The organism is Serratia sp. CY52157, from assembly GCF_052168495.1.
In the GTDB taxonomy this organism is placed as follows: domain Bacteria; phylum Pseudomonadota; class Gammaproteobacteria; order Enterobacterales; family Enterobacteriaceae; genus Serratia; species Serratia ureilytica.
This window is the reverse complement of the sequence record NZ_JBJNMO010000006.1, coordinates 32,913-51,150: the sequence shown is the minus strand read 5'-3', so window position 1 is coordinate 51,150 and position 18,238 is coordinate 32,913. Positions and strand designations below refer to the sequence as shown.

Below are 18,238 nucleotides of genomic sequence, written 5' to 3'. Positions count from 1 at the left end.
AAGCGTTGTTTGATTTCTTTTGCGGCGCGGGGCCGCAGAGGTTAACGAAAAGTTGTCTCTATTCTACCGGTGACGGGCGTCGGGGGGAACGGTAAAACTTTGTTGTCTGATTTCACACCGGAAAGCATGCCGGATGCGTGTTGCTGCGCGAGGGAAAGTGATAGACTCGGCGGATTATTGTCAGCATATATCCTTCAGGTATGTAGGGTAAGCGAGCCTTCGGTACGGAGTAGAGTCATAACATGGCAAAAGATAAGAAACGTGGGTTTTTCTCCTGGCTGGGCTTTGGCCAGAAGGAAAAGGAAGAAGAGCAACAGCAACCTGAGCAGCCGGTAGAGCAGGCGGAAGCTCAGGCCGCGGAGACGCCGGCTGTACCGGCCGCCGCCAAGCTGGACGACAAGCTCCCCGCCCAGGAATCTGAACCTGCCGCCTCCGTCGACACCCCGGGAGAGTGGGATAACGGTCAGGCCGGCGAACAAATCGCGGAAAATTTGCCGGCGGCGGCTGAACAGCCGGCGGCGCAAGCGCTGGCCGAAGAGATCGTCAGCGTCACCGAACAGGTGGCGGCGCAACAGCAACCGGTCGTTGAACCTGAGCCGGTCGTTGAGCCTGAGCCGGTCGTTGAGCCTGAGCCGGTCGTTGAGCCTGAGCCGGTGGTTGAACCCGAGCCGGTCGTCGAGCCTGAGCCGGTCGTTGAACCTGAGCCGGTGGTTGAACCCGAGCCGGTGGTTGAACCCGAGCCGGTGGTTGAACCCGAGCCGGTGGTTGAACCCGAGCCGGTCGTCGAACCTGAGCCGGTCGTCCAACCTGAGCCGGTCGTCCAACCTGAGCCGGTGCCGGTCGTTGAACCTGAATCCGTGCCGGAAGTGGAAGAAGAACCGCTTGAGCCGGTGGTGCCGGCCGCGGCGCAAGAACAGGAAAGGCCGACCAAAGAAGGCTTCTTCGCCCGCCTGAAACGCAGCCTGCTGAAGACCAAACAAAACCTCGGCTCCGGCTTTATGGGGCTGTTCCGCGGTAAAAAGATCGACGACGATCTGTTCGACGAGCTGGAAGAACAGCTGCTGATCGCTGACGTCGGCGTGGATACCACGCGCAAAATCATCACCTCCCTGACCCAGCACGCCAGCCGCAAGCAGCTGAAAGACGCCGAAGCGCTGTACGGCAAGCTGAAGGAGGAAATGTCCGAAATTCTGGCCAAGGTCGATCAGCCGCTGGATGTCAGCGGGAAAACCCCGTATGTCATCTTGATGGTCGGGGTGAACGGCGTGGGTAAAACCACCACCATCGGCAAGCTGGCGCGTCAATTCCAGGCGGAAGGCAAGTCGGTGATGCTGGCGGCGGGGGATACCTTCCGCGCCGCCGCGGTGGAGCAGCTGCAGGTGTGGGGTGAACGCAACCGCATTCCGGTGGTAGCGCAGCATACCGGCGCGGATTCCGCTTCGGTGATCTTCGATGCGGTGCAGGCCGCCAAGGCGCGCGGCATCGATGTGTTGATCGCCGATACCGCCGGCCGTCTGCAGAACAAATCGCACCTGATGGAAGAGCTGAAGAAGATCGTCCGCGTCATGAAAAAACTGGACGACCAGGCCCCCCATGAGGTTATGCTGACGCTCGATGCCAGCACCGGCCAGAATGCGGTCAGTCAGGCGAAATTATTTAATGAGGCCGTGGGCTTAACCGGCATCACGCTGACTAAACTGGACGGTACCGCCAAGGGCGGGGTGATCTTCGCCATCGCCGATCAGTTCGGTATCCCGATCCGCTATATCGGCGTCGGGGAAGGCATCGAAGATTTGCGGCCGTTTAAGGCTGACGATTTTATTGAGGCACTTTTTGCCCGAGAGGATTAATACGGATGATTCGCTTTGAACAGGTCAGTAAAGCTTATCTGGGCGGACGGCAAGCGCTGCAGGGGGTTGATTTCCATCTGCGCCCGGCGGAGATGGCGTTTCTGACCGGCCATTCCGGCGCGGGGAAAAGTACCCTGCTGAAACTGATTTGCGGTATCGAACGGCCCAGCGCCGGCCACATCTGGTTTGGCGGTCACGACATCAGTCGCTTGAAAAACCGCGAGGTGCCGTTCCTGCGTCGGCAGATCGGCATGATCTTCCAGGATCACCACCTGCTGCTGGATCGCACGGTGTATGACAACGTGGCGATGCCGCTGATCATCGCCGGCGCCAGCACCGAAGATATCCGCCGCCGCGTTTCCGCCGCGCTGGACAAGGTCGGTTTGCTGGATAAAGCGAAAAACTTCCCGATTCAGCTGTCCGGCGGTGAGCAGCAGCGCGTGGGCATCGCCCGTGCGGTGGTGAACAAGCCGGCGGTGCTGCTGGCGGATGAACCGACCGGTAACCTGGATGATGCGCTGTCGGAAGGCATTCTGCGCCTGTTTGAAGAATTCAACCGCGTCGGCGTGACCGTACTGATGGCGACGCACGACACCGGGCTTATCACCCGCCGCAATTACCGCATCCTGACGCTGAGCCAGGGCCGCATGCAAGGGGGCGCTCACCATGGCCAATAACGCAAAAACCGCCAAGAGCAAGGCGCTGCGCGGCGGCTGGCGCGAACAGTGGCGTTACGCCTGGATGAACGCCATCAAAGACATGCTGCGTCAGCCGTTGGCGACGCTGCTGACGGTGATGGTGATCGCCATTTCCCTGACGCTGCCGAGTGTGTGCTACATCGTGTGGAAAAACGTCAGCACCGCGGCCAGCCAGTGGTATCCAACGCCGCAGCTGACCGTTTATCTGGATAAATCGCTCGATGACGACGCCGCGCTGAAAGTGCTCGACGCCATCAAGGCGGAAGCCGGCGTGGAGAAGGTCAATTACCTGTCGCGTGAAGAAGCGCGCGGCGAGTTCCGCAACTGGTCGGGCTTTGGCGGCGCGCTGGACATGCTGGAAGAGAACCCGCTGCCGGCGGTGGCGATCGTCACGCCGAAGATGAGCTTCCAGAGTTCGGATACCCTCAACACCCTGCGCGATCGCGTAGCGGCGGTGCAGGGCGTGGAAGAAGTGCGTATGGATGACAGCTGGTTTGCCCGCCTGGCGGCGCTGACCGGGCTGGCGGGTCAGATCGCGGCGATCATCGGCGTGCTGATGATCGTGGCGGTGTTCCTGGTGATCGGCAACAGCGTGCGTCTGAGCATCTTCAGCCGCCGCGACACCATTAACGTGATGAAGCTGATCGGTGCCACCGACGGCTTTATTCTGCGGCCGTTCCTCAACGGCGGGGCGATGCTGGGTTTTGCCGGCGCGCTGCTGTCGCTGGTGTTGTCCGGCGCGCTGGTGTGGCAGCTGGAGTCGGTGGTCGCCGGGGTGGCCAAGGTATTCGGCACCACCTTCACCTTGCACGGGCTGGGCTGGGATGAGGCGCTGCTGCTGCTGATCATCTCCGCGATGATCGGCTGGATCGCCGCCTGGCTGGCGACGGTGCAACATTTACGCCGATTTACACCACAGTAAGATTTTTTTGGTATACTCTTCTCCTGCTGCTTTTGATCGCGTTGCGGGAGAAGAGTGACCTCAAGCGAAGTCAGCACCATCCCTCTCTTCTTAGCGCACAAATTCCCTATCGGCCTGCACCCTCGTCACGTATTGTCAGCAACAATGCTTGCAAAAAAGGGTGAACTTTTAGGGCGGAGTACGGTCAAAAATTGCAGCAAATGTTAAGGTGCCCGGCGTGTGGAACCGCTTTTGCTTCAGCAACTGCCGTAGAATCAATCATTTCCCCGCTGTAATAATCACCTGCATGATTTTGTATTCTCATAGAGAGGGTTTGAATGACCAAAGAAATGCAAACTTTAGCCTTAGTACCCCAAGGTAGCTTGGAAGCCTATATCCGGGCAGCCAACGCCTATCCGATGCTGACGGCAGAGGAAGAGCGGGAGCTGGCTGAACGGCTGCATTATCAGGGCGATCTGGATGCCGCTAAGCAGCTCATCCTGTCTCACCTGCGCTTTGTCGCTCATATTGCCCGCAACTATTCAGGCTACGGTCTGCCGCAGGCGGATCTGATTCAGGAAGGCAACATCGGCCTGATGAAAGCCGTTCGCCGCTTCAACCCGGAAGTCGGCGTGCGTCTGGTTTCCTTTGCGGTGCATTGGATTAAGGCGGAAATCCACGAGTACGTATTGCGCAACTGGCGCATCGTGAAAGTGGCGACCACCAAAGCGCAGCGCAAGCTGTTCTTTAACCTGCGCAAAACCAAACAGCGTTTGGGCTGGTTCAACCAGGACGAAGTGGAACTGGTGGCCCGTGAGCTGGGCGTCACCAGCAAAGACGTGCGCGAGATGGAATCGCGCATGGCGGCGCAGGACATGACGTTCGATCCGACTCCGGACGACGAGGCCCGCGATGGCCAGTCGATGGCGCCGGTGCTGTACCTGCAGGATAAGAGCTCGGACTTCGCCGAAGGCATCGAGGAAGATAACTGGGAAAGCAACGCCGCAGACAAACTGGCCTATGCGCTGGAAGGTCTGGACGAGCGCAGCCAGCATATCATCCGCGCCCGTTGGCTGGATGACGACAACAAGTCGACGCTGCAGGAGCTGGCCGATCAGTACGGCGTTTCCGCCGAACGCGTGCGCCAGCTGGAAAAGAACGCCATGAAGAAACTGAAAATGGCGATCGAAGCCTGAGTCGATGCGAGATTCGATAAAAAAAGCCCGGCAAGCCGGGCTTTTTAGTGCCTGAAATTCGGCGTTATGGCGCCACGGCGGCGAAGTCCGGCGCCGGGCAGTCGTAGCCGAATTTCGCCGCCCACGGATAACGGGTGCCGGTGTTGATATAGCGCTGATAAAGCGCCCGGCCGGTTTTGGCATCGCGTTTGATAACCCAGCTGGCGGCGTTACACAGCACGGCGGCATAGGCCTGGCTCTTCGGCGGCAGCAGATCGGCCGCCTGTTGCGCCAGTCCCACCGCCTGCCAGCGATAGTGCAGGAAACGGTTGTCTTCCTCCGGTAGCGCCGCCTTGGCGCGCGCCGCTTCTGCGCTGTCGATCCAGCTTTTATGCCTCAGTTCGCGGGTATCGAACGCATCCCCCAGATAGGAATAGCCGGCGCCATAGATGGCGTAATCCGGCGTCATCTCATAGCCGGTAAACTCCAGCCCCTGGGCGCGCAGCAGGTTGGCGGCGCGATAGTAAGCCTGTGCGCGCGCCAGCGGCGCAGCGGATTTGTCCTTGGCGGCCTTCAGCTCGTCGGTGAACTGCTGCGCCGCTTGCCGGTAGTTGGGGATATCGAAGTAGGCCAGCGCCTCCGGCGATCGCCCGGCGCGCATCAGCCGCCGCGCCAGCAGTTCGCGCAGCTGCACCTCCGGCGTGATCTGCTGGCCGCCGTAATCGTCCGGATTAACCGGCTTGAGCGGCGTCGTCGGCGCCGGGGCGTGCTTATCGACAAAGCCTTTCAACTCATCGACGGTCAGCACCCGTTCCGCCACGTCGGCCACGTCGGCCCAGTAGAGCGCTTTGCCGCGATACAGCAGGTCCATCGCCTGCAGATAGTCGCCTCGGTTCAGCGCCAGGATGGCCTGTTCGCCGGCCACCCGGCACTCGGGCACGATGGTTTCCGCGACGAAGTCGGCGTTGCGCTGTTCACCCCAGCTTTCGTCGGCGGGGAATGCGCTTGCCGCCTTGGCGTAGGCGGCGGTGGCGGCTTTCACGTCACCGTCGCGCAGCGCCATTTTGGCGCGCAGCCACCACGCCAGGCCGCTGTCGCCGGCGTTTTTCAGCAGGCTGGCCGCCATCGGGTACTGCCCCGAACGGTAAGCCAGCGCCGCCAGCCGATCGCTGCCGGCGAAGCCGCTTTTCACTGAGCCGTCCAGCAGCGTCAGGATCTGGTTGATGATTTGCGCGGAGCGGCCGTTGCCGTCGGTATCCGCCATTTGCAGGTTGCCGCTGCGGGCGAACAGTTCAATGGTCACCAGCTGCTGGATCAACGGATCGCCGATAATCTGTTTCAGCGTGTCCAAATGGTCGGGGTTGACCAGGAAGCTGGAGACGTACTGCAGCGACTGCCCGCCGCTCGGATCGCCCTGCGCCGCCTGTTGCGCGTACAGATGGGCGGCGGGGGCGACGTCACCCAGCCACAGGTGGATGCGCGCCTGCTGCCCAAGGCTGCTCAACGCCAACTGATCGGGATCGGCGGCGCCGCTTTTCACCCGGTCGATCACCTGCTGGAATGCCGTCAGCGCCTGTTCAAGCGCGGCTTTTGGCGGGTGCTCGGCGGCGGGGGCCGCTTCACCGGATTCGTTCACCGGCGTCCCGTGGTCAGCCATCAGTACGCGGCCAAGCGAATACTGCGCCCGCAGTCCCCAGTCGCCCTGCTCGGCGGCCGGTAGCTTCAGCACCTGCTGAAAATAGTCTGCGGCGCGCGGATCGTGGCTGGCGAAAGCCACGGCGCCCAGTTGATAGAGACGCGCGGCGTTGGACAACCCCTGCGTATTGACGGCGTCAGCCTCTTCCACCGTTTTGGCGGCGCGCATTTTGCCTATCGCTATCGTTTCCGGCGATTGCGGCATCGGTTTCGGCGGCATCGGCGGCGGCGGGGCTTGCCAGTGCGGCAACTGTTTATCCATCGGCACCAGCCGGCCGGCTTCGAAGGCGAAATTGCCCTCCGGCATATACAGCAGGGTGCCGTTGCGATCGATCAGCAGCCGGTTAGGAAAATCCGGGCCGCAGGCATAGCCGCCCAGCGGCAGTGCGGCGCCGATCAGCATGGCCAGCGGAAGAAGGCGGCGGGTGTTCCGTGCCGCGCGCGAATCAAGGTGTGACAAGGGTGCCTCCTGGCGTCAGTTGTTGGCAGCGCAGCCAGCCCAACGGCCGGGATTGCCCGGCGCGCAGCTGGTCGCTGCTGATGCGAATAAAGCGTTGCCGTTGCGGTGCGGATTCCAGCCGGTAGTTGCCGACCGCGTCCGCCGCCAGGCAGTCGTCGGCGCGGATGACCACCTCTTGCGGCAGCGGGGCGTCCACCGGCCCGTTGTTATGAATTATCAGATCATACAGCCCGTTTTGCTGCGGCTGAGGCCTAAATTTTACCTGCCAGTCTACATTCAGCGGCCGCCGTTCGATCACCGCTCGCAGCGTGGCGAGCGACCAGGCGCGCCGATCGTCCGCCAGCGGCAGTCGGAACCAAATCACGCCGCGCAGCCGGGGCGGCGTTTGCTGCGCCAGCGTTTGCAGAAAATCGGCGAGCTGCTGCGGCGCGACCGTCAGTTCGCGGCCGTTGCCGGCTACGCGCAGCGAGGATTCGCTCTCCACCTGCGCGCCCTGCGCATCAAACCCCAGCAGCGCCATGCCATAGGCCGGCAGCGCGACGCGAAACGGCTTCGGTGTGACGGCGGCGTACTGCCGCACCCAGCGCAGCGCCAGCGGGCCGTCAAACAGCCCCTGCTGCGGTGAGAGCACCGCATGCACTTGCAGAACGGAACTGTCGGCCTGTTGCAGTACGCCGGGCAAGTTGGGCGAGCCGATCCAGGCCGGCAGGGCGGTGATGCCGAGTTGCAAAGCGGCGGGCAGCCGTTGGCGCAGCCGCTGCAGAAAATGCTGATAATCCGGCAGGCGAGCCGTGGCGGCGTCATGATCGATCTCGACGCCGGTGACGGGCAGCCCGGCCGCCTGCCAGCGCTGGGTGATCGCCAGCAGACGCTGGATAATGGCTTCTTGGTCCAGCTGCGCCAGCTGGCCGTCGAGGCGTGCTACCAGCCAGAGCGGGCGGCCGTCCTGCTTCAGCAGGCTGAGATCGGCCGGGATTTCCCGCCAGCCCTCGCGTGGATGCACCTGCAGCGCCAACACCCGCAGCCCGGCGAACAGATCGCGGCTGTGCGCCAGCGCATCGGCGTGTTGCGGCGTCCAAACCCGCTGCCAAACGTAAACCTGCTGATCCCAGCCTGAGGCCTGGCGCAGCGCCTGCTGATGCCCGGCGAACCAGGCCGCCAACCCCAGCGCAATCAAGACCAGCGCCGCCAGCCGGCGTTTCATTTTTGCCAGAGATCGCCCTGCGGCGCGAAGCCGCAGGCGCGCATGAAGTTATCGACTTCCCCACGTTCGCGCGGCGCCAGACCGGCGGTCGACAGCTGCCAATGGGCGACCTGCGGCAGCTGGCGCTGCGCATCCTGCACCAGGTAAAGACCGACGCCACGGCGGCGCGTCACTTCGCGCACCAGCAGGTCCTGCAGTTCGGCGCGGTCGTCCTGCAGCGCGATTTTCACCGCCCCCAGCAGCCGCTCGTTGAAGCGGGCGGCGAACAGCGCCTTGCCGTCGCTCAGCCAGCTCTGCCACTGTTCCGGCTGCTGGTGCGGCCAAATTTTACCAAGGTCGATAAGGTCTTGCGGGGACAGCGCGGTCAGGCGCTCGATGGTCAGTTTCATGCAGAATTTCCGCGCAGCTAAATGATGCCGACAGTGTAATAGATCTTGTGCAGAGCGTTGTGTAAGTTTTTCTGTACGATTACTGTGCAATATGTTTTTTGCACGGGGCATTTTCCGAGTAAATAGTTAGTAAACGGATTGTTAACCAGCACAACGCACTACGCCTCAAGGTAAAGAGCGCAGATTTAATTCGAATTTTATCCTGTTTACACCGCTTGTTTCTGCCGGATGAAGTTGATTTGCAGAAGAAAATTCCTGTTTAATGGCATGAAAAATAAAGTCTTATTAGAAAATAATGCCGATAAAACGCCTAAATCATTATTACTTATAACAAAAGCGGTCAATAACGATCGGGCGCAGGCAAACACAACAGGTACGTTCACAACGACAGATGGGGATTTGCGGATGAAATTAACAACAGGTAAGGCACTGCTGGCGGGTTGTATTGCGATGGCCATGAGCCAGGCGGCCATGGCGAAAGACATCAAGGTGGCGATCGTCGGAGCGATGTCCGGCCCGGTCGCGCAGTATGGCGACATGGAGTTTACCGGCGCGCGCCAGGCGATTGCCGACATCAACGCCAAGGGCGGTATCAAGGGCGACAAGCTGGTCGGCGTGGAATACGACGACGCCTGCGACCCGAAACAGGCGGTTGCGGTCGCCAACAAGGTGATCAACGACGGCATTCGCTACGTGATCGGCCACCTGTGCTCCTCGTCTACCCAGCCGGCGTCCGATATCTATGAAGACGAAGGCGTGATCATGATTACCCCGGCGGCCACCAACGCCGATCTGACCACCCGCGGCTACAAGATGATCCTGCGCACCACCGGCCTGGACTCGGATCAGGGCCCGACCGCCGCCAAATACATCCTCAGCGACATCAAGCCGAAGCGCATCGCCGTGGTGCACGACAAGCAACAATACGGCGAAGGCCTGGCGCGCTCGGTGCGCGACAGCCTGAAAAAACAGGGCACCGAAGTGGCGATGTTCGAAGGCATCACCGCCGGCGACAAAGACTTCTCCACCCTGGTGGCGCGCCTGAAGAAAGAGAATATCGACTTCGTGTACTTCGGCGGTTACTACCCGGAAATGGGCCAGATCCTGCGTCAGGCCAAACAGGCCGGGTTGACTACCCGCTTCATGGGGCCGGAAGGCGTGGGCAACTCCTCACTGTCCAACATCGCCGGCGCCGCTTCGGAAGGCATGCTGGTGACGCTGCCGAAACGCTACGATCAGGTGCCTGCCAACCAGCCGATCGTCGATGCGTTGAAAGCCAAGAAGCTGGATCCGACCGGCCCGTTCGTCTGGACCACCTATGCCGCGCTGCAGTCGCTGACCACCGGCATGGAGCGCAGCGGCAGCCAGGAGCCGGCGGACATCGTCAAGGATCTGAAAACCGGCAAGCCGGTGGAGACCGTGATGGGGCCGCTGACCTGGGATGACAAGGGCGATCTGAAAGGCTTCGAGTTCGGCGTGTTCGAATGGCATGCCAACGGCACGTCCACACCGATCAAATAAGCCATAATGATTAGGGTGGGGCGCAGTTTGCTGCGCCCAGCGGGTCGGCTTGCCGGCCCCGTCTCCCTTTACCCGCCGGTTCTCCGCCGGCGGGTTTCGCAGCCAAGGGTTCAGAGTATGTCAGAGCAGCTCCTCTATTTTCTGCAGCAGATGTTCAACGGCTTAACGTTGGGCAGCACCTATGCATTGATCGCCATCGGTTACACCATGGTTTACGGCATCATCGGCATGATCAACTTCGCCCACGGCGAGGTGTACATGATCGGCAGCTATGTCTCCTTTATCGTTATCGCCGCCCTGATGATGCTCGGCATCGACGTCGGCTGGCTGCTGATCGGCGCCGCGTTCCTGGTCTCGATCGTCATCGCCAGCGCCTACGGCTGGAGCATCGAGCGGGTGGCCTACAAGCCGGTGCGCAACTCCAAGCGCCTGATTGCGCTGATCTCGGCCATCGGCATGTCGATATTCCTGCAAAACTACGTCAGCCTGACGCAGGGCTCACGCGATCTGGCGCTGCCCAGCCTGGTCACCGGCCAGTGGGTGCTGGGGGAAAGCAACGGCTTCGCCGCCACCATCAGCACCATGCAGCTGACCATCTGGCTCGTGACCTTCCTGGCGATGCTGGCGCTGACGCTGTTTATCCGCTATTCGCGCATGGGCCGTGCCTGCCGCGCCTGTGCGGAAGATCTGAAGATGGCCAGCCTGCTGGGCATCAACACGGACCGGGTGATCTCGCTGACCTTCGTCATCGGTGCGGTGATGGCGGCGGTGGCCGGGGTGTTGCTCGGCCAGTTCTACGGCGTCATTAACCCTTACATCGGCTTTATGGCCGGTATGAAAGCCTTCACCGCCGCGGTTCTGGGCGGCATCGGCAGCATTCCGGGCGCGATGATCGGCGGCCTGGTGCTGGGCGTGGCGGAAGCGCTGACCTCCGCCTACCTGAGCACCGAATACAAAGACGTGGTGTCGTTCGCGCTGCTGATCGTGGTGCTGCTGATCATGCCGACCGGCATCCTCGGGCGTCCGGAGGTTGAGAAAGTATGAAACTCAATCTGCTCAATGCGCTGATCGCCACGGCGGTGCTGTTCGTGATGGCGTCGTTCCTGATGGGCATGCAGCTGAGCCTGGACGGCACCAAACTGGTGGTGCACGGCGCGGCGGAAGTGCGCTGGATGTGGATCGGCATCGGCTGCGTCATCGTCTTTTTCTTCCAGCTGTTGCGCCCGCTGCTGCAGCAGGGCCTGAAAAAGGTCTCCGGCCCGGCGTTCGTGCTGCCTAGCTTCGACGGCACCACGCCGCGGCAAAAGCTGCTGGCGGCTCTGCTGCTCGTCGCGGCGGTCGCCTGGCCGTTCCTGGTGTCGCGCGGCACGGTGGATATCGCCACCCTGACGCTGATCTACGTGATGCTGGGCCTCGGCCTCAACGTGGTGGTGGGCCTGTCCGGTCTGCTGGTGCTCGGCTACGGCGGTTTCTACGCCATCGGCGCCTACACCTATGCGCTGCTGAATCACTATTACGGCCTCGGCTTTTGGGAGAGCCTGCCGCTGGCGGGTATCGTCACCGCCGCCTTCGGCTTCCTGCTCGGTTTCCCGGTGCTGCGGCTGCGCGGCGACTATCTGGCGATCGTGACGCTCGGCTTCGGTGAGATCGTGCGCATTCTGCTGCTGAACAATACCGAGATCACCGGCGGGCCGAACGGCATCAGCCAGATCCCGAAACCGACCTTCTTCGGCCTGGAGTTTAACCGCAGTGTGCGCGACGGCGGCTGGGATACCTTCCATAACGTCTTCGGCCTGAAATACGATCCGAGCGATCGCATCGTATTTTTGTACCTGGTGGCGTTGCTGCTGGTGGTGCTGACGCTGTTCGTCATCAACCGCCTGCTGCGCATGCCGCTCGGGCGCGCCTGGGAAGCGCTGCGCGAAGACGAGATCGCCTGCCGCTCGCTGGGCCTCAGCCCGACGCGCATCAAGCTGACCGCCTTTACCATCAGCGCCGCGTTCGCCGGGTTTGCCGGCACGCTGTTCGCCGCGCGCCAGGGGTTCGTCAGCCCGGAATCCTTCACCTTCGTCGAGTCGGCCTTCGTGTTGGCGATCGTCGTACTGGGGGGCATGGGCTCGCAGTTCGCGGTCATTCTGGCGGCGATCCTGCTGGTGGTGTCGCGCGAGCTGATGCGCGATCTGAATGAATACAGCATGCTGCTGCTGGGGGCGCTGATGGTGCTGATGATGATTTGGCGGCCGCAGGGGCTGTTGCCGATGAAGCGGCCGCAGCTGAAGCTGCAGGCGGCGGACCTTCACGCGGGCAAGGGGGAACAGGCATGAGCGTTCAACCTTTACTGCAGGTGGAAGGCCTGTCGATGCGTTTTGGCGGGCTGCTGGCGGTCAACAATGTCGCGTTGACGCTCAATGAAGGCGAAATTGTCTCGCTGATCGGCCCCAACGGCGCCGGTAAAACCACGGTGTTTAACTGCCTGACCGGTTTCTACCGCCCGAGCGGCGGCACCATCAAATTGCGCGATCGCCATCTGGAAGGGCTGGCGGGGCAGGCTATCGCCCGTATGGGCGTAGTGCGCACCTTCCAGCATGTGCGGCTGTTCCGTGAAATGACGGTGATTGAGAACCTGTTGGTAGCGCAGCATCAGCACCTGAAAAGTGGCGTGTTCGCCGGGCTGCTGAAAACCCCGGCCTTCCGCCGCGCCGAAGCCGAGGCGCTGGCGCGCGCAGCGGAGTGGCTGGAGCGCGTCGGCCTGCTGGAGATGGCCAACCGTTCGGCGGGCAACCTGGCCTACGGGCAGCAGCGTCGGCTGGAGATCGCCCGCTGCATGGTGACCCGGCCGGAGCTGCTGATGCTGGACGAACCGGCCGCCGGTCTGAACCCGAAAGAGACCGACGAGCTGGATCATCTGATCGTCGAGCTGCGCGATCGGCATAAGGTCTCGGTGTTGCTGATCGAGCACGACATGAAGCTGGTGATGGGCATCTCCGATCGCATTTACGTGGTGAATCAGGGCACGCCGCTAGCGCAGGGCACACCGGCGGAGATCCGCAACAACCCGGACGTGATCCGGGCTTATTTGGGCGAATAATAATATGTTGTCATTCAATCAGGTATCCGCCCATTACGGCAAAATTCAGGCGCTGCATCAGGTCAGTCTCACGATTAGTCAGGGCGAAATCGTGACGTTAATCGGCGCCAACGGCGCCGGTAAAACCACGCTGCTCGGCACCCTGTGCGGCGAACCGCGCGCCAGCGAAGGCAGCATCGTCTTCCAGGGGCAGGACATCACCCAGTGGCAAACCTCGCGCATCATGCGCGAAGCGGTGGCGATCGTGCCGGAAGGGCGGCGCGTCTTCTCGCGCATGACGGTGGAAGAAAATCTGGCGATGGGCGGCTTCTTCGCCGATCGTCACCAATATCAGCAGCGCATCGAACGGGTGTTCACGCTGTTCCCGCGCCTGCTGGAGCGCCGAAGCCAGCGTGCCGGCACCATGTCCGGCGGCGAACAGCAGATGTTGGCCATCGGCCGCGCGTTGATGAGCCAGCCGAAGCTGCTGCTGCTCGACGAACCTTCGCTTGGGCTGGCGCCCATCATCATCCAGCAGATTTTCGACATCATTCAGCAGCTGCGGGAAGAGGGCATGACCATCTTCCTGGTTGAGCAAAACGCCAATCAGGCGCTGAAATTGGCGGACCGCGGTTATGTGCTGGAAAACGGCCGCGTGGTGTTGGAAGATACGGGGGCTGCATTGTTAGCCAACGAAGCAGTGAGGTCGGCGTATCTGGGCGGTTAATCCGCCCCCCTACGAATTAAAATAATCAGGTACGAGAAGAATAAATGAAGACAGAAGGGTTACTCGCGCAGCGCATCGTTAACGTAAAAAGTTCGGCCATCCGTGAATTGCTTAAGCACAGCAAGATGGAACACGTCATTTCGCTGGCGGGCGGCATCCCCTCTGATGCGCTGTTCGATTTCGAAGGATTGAGCATCGCCACCCAGCAGGCGATCACCGAACAGCCGAAAAGCGCATTCCAGTATGGCCTGACCGAGGGCAGCCCGCTGCTGCGTGAGCGCATTTGCGCGCTGTGCGCCGAGCGCGGCGTCACCGCGCGCGCAGAAGAGGTGATGGTCACCGCCGGCTCTCAGCAGGCCCTGGATTTGGTGATGCGCGCCATCGTCAACCCGGGCGACGTGTTCGTGGTGGAGCGCCCGACCTACCTGGCGGCGCTGCAAACGCTGGAACTGGCGGAGGCCAACATCATGTCGGTCTCGTCCGACAGCGACGGCATGGTGGTGGAAGAGCTGGCCGAGCTGCTGAAAACCCAGCGCATCAAGGGCGTGTACGTGGTGCCGAACTTCGGCAACCCCAGCGGCATCACCCTCAGCGCCGCGCGCCGCGAACTGCTGGTGAAGCTGGCCGCCGAACATAACTTCCTGATCATCGAAGACGATCCGTACGGCGAGCTGCGTTTCACCGAAGAGCGCCACCCGACGCTGCATCAGGTGTCGCAGCAGGTGCTGGGCAACACCGACCACATCATCTATACCTCGACCTTTTCCAAGATCCTGGCGCCGGGCCTGCGTTTGGGCTGGGCGATCCTGCCGCCGTTCCTGCTGCATAAAGTGGCGATCATCAAACAGGCGGCGGATCTGCACGCCAGCGCCCTGTCGCAGAGCATCGTCGAATGCTACCTTGGCCTGGATCGCCTGCCGGCGCAGATCGACAAGATCCGCGCCGCCTACAAACACAAGGGCGAGATCCTGGCCGGTTTGGTGGAGCAGGAACTGGGCGACTACATCACCTTCGATAAACCGAAGGGCGGCATGTTCCTGTGGGCGCGTTTCCGCCAGCCGTTCAACGCCACCGCATGGCTGAACACCACGCTGCAGCAGGGCGTGGTGTTCGTGCCGGGGGAATACTTCTTCTCCGACAACCCGGATCGTTCGACCTTCCGCCTGTCGTTCGCCACCGCCACCGAGCAGCAGATGCAAGAAGCGGTCGCGCGCCTGCGCCGTTCGCTGTAATCCTCGCGGCGGCGGAGCCCATGCCCGCCGCCGACATCAAACCGCCATCTTCACTTCACCTTGCCGTCATGTGGCTGTCATCTAACGGTTATTTTTCTGTCATCCGCGCATGGCATGTTAGCTTCCGAACAAAAAACTGATTCTTTTCGCTCACGCGCTTTTACACCAGCTTTTTCAGGAGTTAGGCATGCTCACCTACGCTATTCGCAAAACCACGCTGTGCGTCGCATTGACCCTGGCGGTCAGCGCACAGGCGCTGGCGGCGACAGAAATCCCGTTCTGGCATTCGATGGAAGGCGAACTGGGTAAAGAAGTGGACTCTCTGGCGGATCGCTTCAACCAGTCGCACAGCGACGTCAAGATTGTGCCGGTTTATAAAGGCAACTATGAACAGAGCCTGGCGGCGGGCATCGCCGCTTACCGCTCCGGCAAGGCGCCGGCGATCCTGCAGGTTTACGAGGTGGGCACCGCCACCATGATGGCCAGCAAAGCCATCAAACCGGTCTACGAAGTGTTTAAAGAGGCCGGCATCAACTTCGACGAATCGGTGTTCGTGCCGACGGTGGCCGGCTATTACACCGACAACAAGAGCGGCCATCTGCTGTCGCAGCCGTTCAACAGCTCCACGCCGGTGCTGTACTACAACAAAGACGCCTTCAAAAAGGCCGGCCTGAACCCGGATCAACCGCCGAAAACCTGGCAGGAACTGGCGGCGGATACCGCCAAACTGCGCGAAGCCGGCATGAAGTGCGGTTACGCCAGCGGCTGGCAGGGCTGGATCCAACTGGAGAACTTCAGCGCCTGGCATGGCGTGCCGTTCGCCAGTGAAAACAACGGCTTTGGCGGCACCAGCGCCAAGCTGGAGTTCAACCAACCGCTGCAGGTCAAACATATTGCGCTGCTCGAAGCGATGAACAAGAAGGGCGACTTCACCTATTTCGGCCGCAAAGACGAATCCACCGAGAAGTTCTATAACGGCGACTGCGCCATCACCACCGCCTCATCCGGTTCGCTGGCGGACATCAAGCACTACGCCAAATTCAACTACGGCGTCGGCATGATGCCGTACGACGCCGACGCGAAAAATGCGCCGCAAAACGCCATCATCGGCGGGGCCAGCCTGTGGGTGATGAACGGCAAAGACGCCGCCACCTACAAGGGCGTGGCCGAATTCCTGCAGTACCTGGCGCAGCCGGAAATCGCGGCCGAATGGCACCAGAAGACCGGCTATCTGCCGATTACCACCGCGGCTTACGATCTGACCAAGCAGCAGGGCTTCTACGACAAGAACCCGGGTGCCGACGTCGCCACTCGCCAGATGCTGAACAAGCCGCCGTTGCCGTTCACCAAGGGCCTGCGCCTGGGCAACATGCCGCAGATCCGCAGCGTGGTGGATGAGGAGCTGGAAGGCGTGTGGACCGGCAAGAAAACGCCACAGCAGGCGTTGGACGCCGCCGTACAGCGCGGTGACGTGCTGCTGCGCCGCTTCGAAGCATCGACCAAGTAACCCTGCGTCGCGAGCCCGACAGACCGGGCTCGCATCTTCACGCCGTTCCTTCCGTACCCGATTAATGGTTTAACTGCTATGTCATCTTCCCGTCCCGGTTTCGGCTGCAGCTGGTTGCCCTATGCGCTGGTGCTGCCGCAGCTGCTGATTACCGCCGTCTTCTTTTTATGGCCCGCCGGCGAGGCGCTGTGGTATTCGGTGCAGAGCCTCGATCCGTTCGGCCTGTCTAGCCAGTTTGTCGGGCTGGATAACTTTAAACAGCTGTTCCAGGATCCTTACTACCTCGACTCGTTCTACACCACGCTGATCTTCAGCTTCCTGGTGGCGGGCATCGGGCTGGCGGTTTCGCTGTTCTTCGCTGCGCTGGTGGACTACGTGCTGCGCGGCAGCCGCCTCTATCGCACGCTGATGATCCTGCCCTACGCGGTGGCGCCGGCGGTGGCGGCGGTGCTGTGGATCTTTCTGTTCAACCCCGGTCTGGGGTTGATCACCCATTTCCTCAATGGTCTGGGCTATAACTGGAACCATGCGCAAAACAGCGGCCAGGCGATGTTCCTGGTGGTGCTGGCCTCGGTATGGCAGCAGATAAGCTATAACTTCCTGTTTTTCCTCGCGGCGCTGCAGTCTATTCCGCGTTCGCTGGTGGAAGCGGCAGCCATCGACGGCGCCGGCCCGGTGCGGCGCTTCTTCCATCTGGTGCTGCCGCTGATCGCGCCGGTGAGCTTCTTCCTGCTGGTGGTCAATCTGGTGTACGCCTTCTTCGATACCTTCCCGGTGATCGACGCCGCCACCGGCGGCGGGCCGGTGCAGTCCACCACCACGTTGATCTACAAGATCTACCGCGAAGGCTTCGCCGGGCTGGATCTCTCCAGCTCCGCCGCACAGTCGGTGATCCTGATGCTGCTGGTGATCGGCCTGACGGTGATCCAGTTCCGCTTCGTTGAACGTAAGGTGCGCTATCAATGATTGAGAATCGACGCGGGCTGGACATCTTCAGCCATGTGATGCTGATTATCGGCGTGCTGGTGGTGCTGTTCCCGCTGTACGTGGCCTTTGTCGCCGCCACGCTGGACGACAAGCAGGTGTTTCAGGTGCCGATGACGCTGGTGCCCGGCGGGCACCTGTGGGAGAACATCCGCAATATCTGGCAGGGCGGCGTGGGCAACCTCAAGGTGCCGTTCTCGCTGCTGCTGCTCAACAGCGTGATCATGGCGCTGGCGATCACCTGCGGCAAGATCGCGGTGTCGGTGCTGTCGGCTTACGCCATCGTGTATTTCCGTTTCCCGCTGCGCAGCCTGTTTTTTTGGCTGATTTTCCTCACCCTGATGCTGCCGGTGGAAGTGCGTATTTTCCCAACGGTGGAGGTGATCTCCAACCTCAACCTGCTGGACAGCTATACCGGCCTGACGCTGCCGCTGATGGCCTCGGCCACCGCCACCTTCCTGCTGCGCCAGTTCTTCATGACGTTGCCGGATGAGCTGCTGGAGGCGGCGCGCATCGACGGCGCCGGGCCGATGCGTTTCTTCTGGGACATCGTGCTGCCGCTGTCGAAAACCAATCTGGCGGCGCTGTTCGTCATCACCTTTATTTACGGCTGGAACCAATATCTGTGGCCGATCCTGATCACCAGCGACGCTTCGATGGGCACCGCGGTGGCGGGCATCAAGAGCATGATCTCCACTTCCGGCGCGCCGACCCAGTGGAACCAGGTGATGGCGGCGATGATTCTGACTTTATTGCCACCGCTGGCGGTGGTGCTTCTGATGCAGCGCTGGTTTGTGCGCGGTCTGGTTGATAGCGAGAAATAACGAC

General features: G+C 61.5%; 16 protein-coding genes. 13 read left to right on the top strand and 3 right to left on the bottom strand.

Annotation, left to right across the window (positions count from 1 at the left end):
* Positions 1 to 242 precede the first annotated feature (242 nt).
* From ftsY to rpoH, 4 genes are all read left to right on the top strand, one after another.
* Positions 243 to 1,850 carry a signal recognition particle-docking protein FtsY gene (gene ftsY, locus ACJ8IP_RS18880; protein WP_420067308.1) on the top strand — a complete coding sequence of 536 codons (1,608 nt, stop codon included), beginning with the start codon at positions 243 to 245 and terminating at the stop codon, positions 1,848 to 1,850.
* Positions 1,851 to 1,855: 5 nt separating this feature from the next.
* The gene (ftsE, locus tag ACJ8IP_RS18875; protein ID WP_164107098.1) at positions 1,856 to 2,527 is read left to right on the top strand and encodes a cell division ATP-binding protein FtsE; all 672 of its coding nucleotides are present in this window, start codon (positions 1,856 to 1,858) and stop codon (positions 2,525 to 2,527) included.
* Positions 2,517 to 3,470 carry a permease-like cell division protein FtsX gene (gene ftsX, locus ACJ8IP_RS18870; protein WP_033636680.1) on the top strand — a complete coding sequence of 318 codons (954 nt, stop codon included), beginning with the start codon at positions 2,517 to 2,519 and terminating at the stop codon, positions 3,468 to 3,470. Before ftsE ends, ftsX begins: the two co-directional genes overlap by 11 nt.
* 317 nt (positions 3,471 to 3,787) lie before the next feature.
* A complete protein-coding gene (gene rpoH, locus ACJ8IP_RS18865) occupies positions 3,788 to 4,645 on the top strand; it encodes an RNA polymerase sigma factor RpoH (RefSeq protein ID WP_004934345.1) in 858 nt (285 codons plus the stop codon).
* A 64-nt stretch (positions 4,646 to 4,709) separates the two neighbouring features.
* On the opposite strand, the gene ACJ8IP_RS18860 is transcribed toward rpoH, so the two are convergent.
* Genes ACJ8IP_RS18860 through panM form a run of 3 tightly spaced genes read right to left on the bottom strand, consistent with a single transcriptional unit; the run spans position 4,710 to position 8,372 of the window.
* Positions 4,710 to 6,722: a hypothetical protein gene (locus ACJ8IP_RS18860; protein WP_416153076.1), complete on the bottom strand. Its 2,013-nt coding sequence runs from the start codon at positions 6,720 to 6,722 to the stop codon at positions 4,710 to 4,712.
* Between the two features lie 43 nt (positions 6,723 to 6,765).
* A complete protein-coding gene (locus tag ACJ8IP_RS18855; RefSeq protein WP_164107096.1) occupies positions 6,766 to 7,983 on the bottom strand; it encodes a DUF3142 domain-containing protein in 1,218 nt (405 codons plus the stop codon).
* A complete protein-coding gene (panM, locus tag ACJ8IP_RS18850) occupies positions 7,980 to 8,372 on the bottom strand; it encodes an aspartate 1-decarboxylase autocleavage activator PanM (RefSeq protein ID WP_049198652.1) in 393 nt (130 codons plus the stop codon). Before panM ends, ACJ8IP_RS18855 begins: the two co-directional genes overlap by 4 nt.
* 405 nt (positions 8,373 to 8,777) lie before the next feature.
* Between panM and ACJ8IP_RS18845 the strand changes: the two genes are divergently transcribed.
* The 9 genes from ACJ8IP_RS18845 (at position 8,778) to ugpE (ending at position 18,234) form a co-directional block, all read left to right on the top strand.
* Positions 8,778 to 9,893, top strand: coding sequence for a branched-chain amino acid ABC transporter substrate-binding protein (locus ACJ8IP_RS18845; RefSeq protein WP_025304902.1), 1,116 nt, complete (start codon positions 8,778 to 8,780; stop codon positions 9,891 to 9,893).
* A gap of 117 nt (positions 9,894 to 10,010) precedes the next feature.
* Positions 10,011 to 10,937 carry a high-affinity branched-chain amino acid ABC transporter permease LivH gene (gene livH, locus ACJ8IP_RS18840; RefSeq protein WP_015376290.1) on the top strand — a complete coding sequence of 309 codons (927 nt, stop codon included), beginning with the start codon at positions 10,011 to 10,013 and terminating at the stop codon, positions 10,935 to 10,937.
* Complete coding sequence (locus tag ACJ8IP_RS18835) at positions 10,934 to 12,217, top strand: high-affinity branched-chain amino acid ABC transporter permease LivM (RefSeq protein ID WP_033652641.1); 1,284 nt, start codon at positions 10,934 to 10,936, stop codon at positions 12,215 to 12,217. Before livH ends, ACJ8IP_RS18835 begins: the two co-directional genes overlap by 4 nt.
* Complete coding sequence (gene livG, locus ACJ8IP_RS18830) at positions 12,214 to 12,981, top strand: high-affinity branched-chain amino acid ABC transporter ATP-binding protein LivG (protein WP_033652642.1); 768 nt, start codon at positions 12,214 to 12,216, stop codon at positions 12,979 to 12,981. Before ACJ8IP_RS18835 ends, livG begins: the two co-directional genes overlap by 4 nt.
* Positions 12,982 to 12,985: 4 nt before the next feature.
* A complete protein-coding gene (gene livF, locus ACJ8IP_RS18825; RefSeq protein WP_015376292.1) occupies positions 12,986 to 13,687 on the top strand; it encodes a high-affinity branched-chain amino acid ABC transporter ATP-binding protein LivF in 702 nt (233 codons plus the stop codon).
* 44 nt (positions 13,688 to 13,731) lie between these two features.
* Entirely contained in the window at positions 13,732 to 14,919 is a 1,188-nt protein-coding gene (locus tag ACJ8IP_RS18820; RefSeq protein ID WP_016929462.1) for an aminotransferase-like domain-containing protein, read from the top strand.
* A gap of 187 nt (positions 14,920 to 15,106) precedes the next feature.
* Complete coding sequence (gene ugpB / locus ACJ8IP_RS18815) at positions 15,107 to 16,426, top strand: sn-glycerol-3-phosphate ABC transporter substrate-binding protein UgpB (protein WP_004934396.1); 1,320 nt, start codon at positions 15,107 to 15,109, stop codon at positions 16,424 to 16,426.
* A gap of 78 nt (positions 16,427 to 16,504) precedes the next feature.
* On the top strand, positions 16,505 to 17,392 hold the full coding sequence (ugpA, locus tag ACJ8IP_RS18810; RefSeq protein WP_015376293.1) for a sn-glycerol-3-phosphate ABC transporter permease UgpA: 888 nt from the start codon (positions 16,505 to 16,507) through the stop codon (positions 17,390 to 17,392).
* Complete coding sequence (gene ugpE / locus ACJ8IP_RS18805) at positions 17,389 to 18,234, top strand: sn-glycerol-3-phosphate ABC transporter permease UgpE (RefSeq protein ID WP_004934403.1); 846 nt, start codon at positions 17,389 to 17,391, stop codon at positions 18,232 to 18,234. The genes ugpA and ugpE overlap by 4 nt, the downstream gene beginning before the upstream one ends.
* Positions 18,235 to 18,238: the final 4 nt, after the last annotated feature.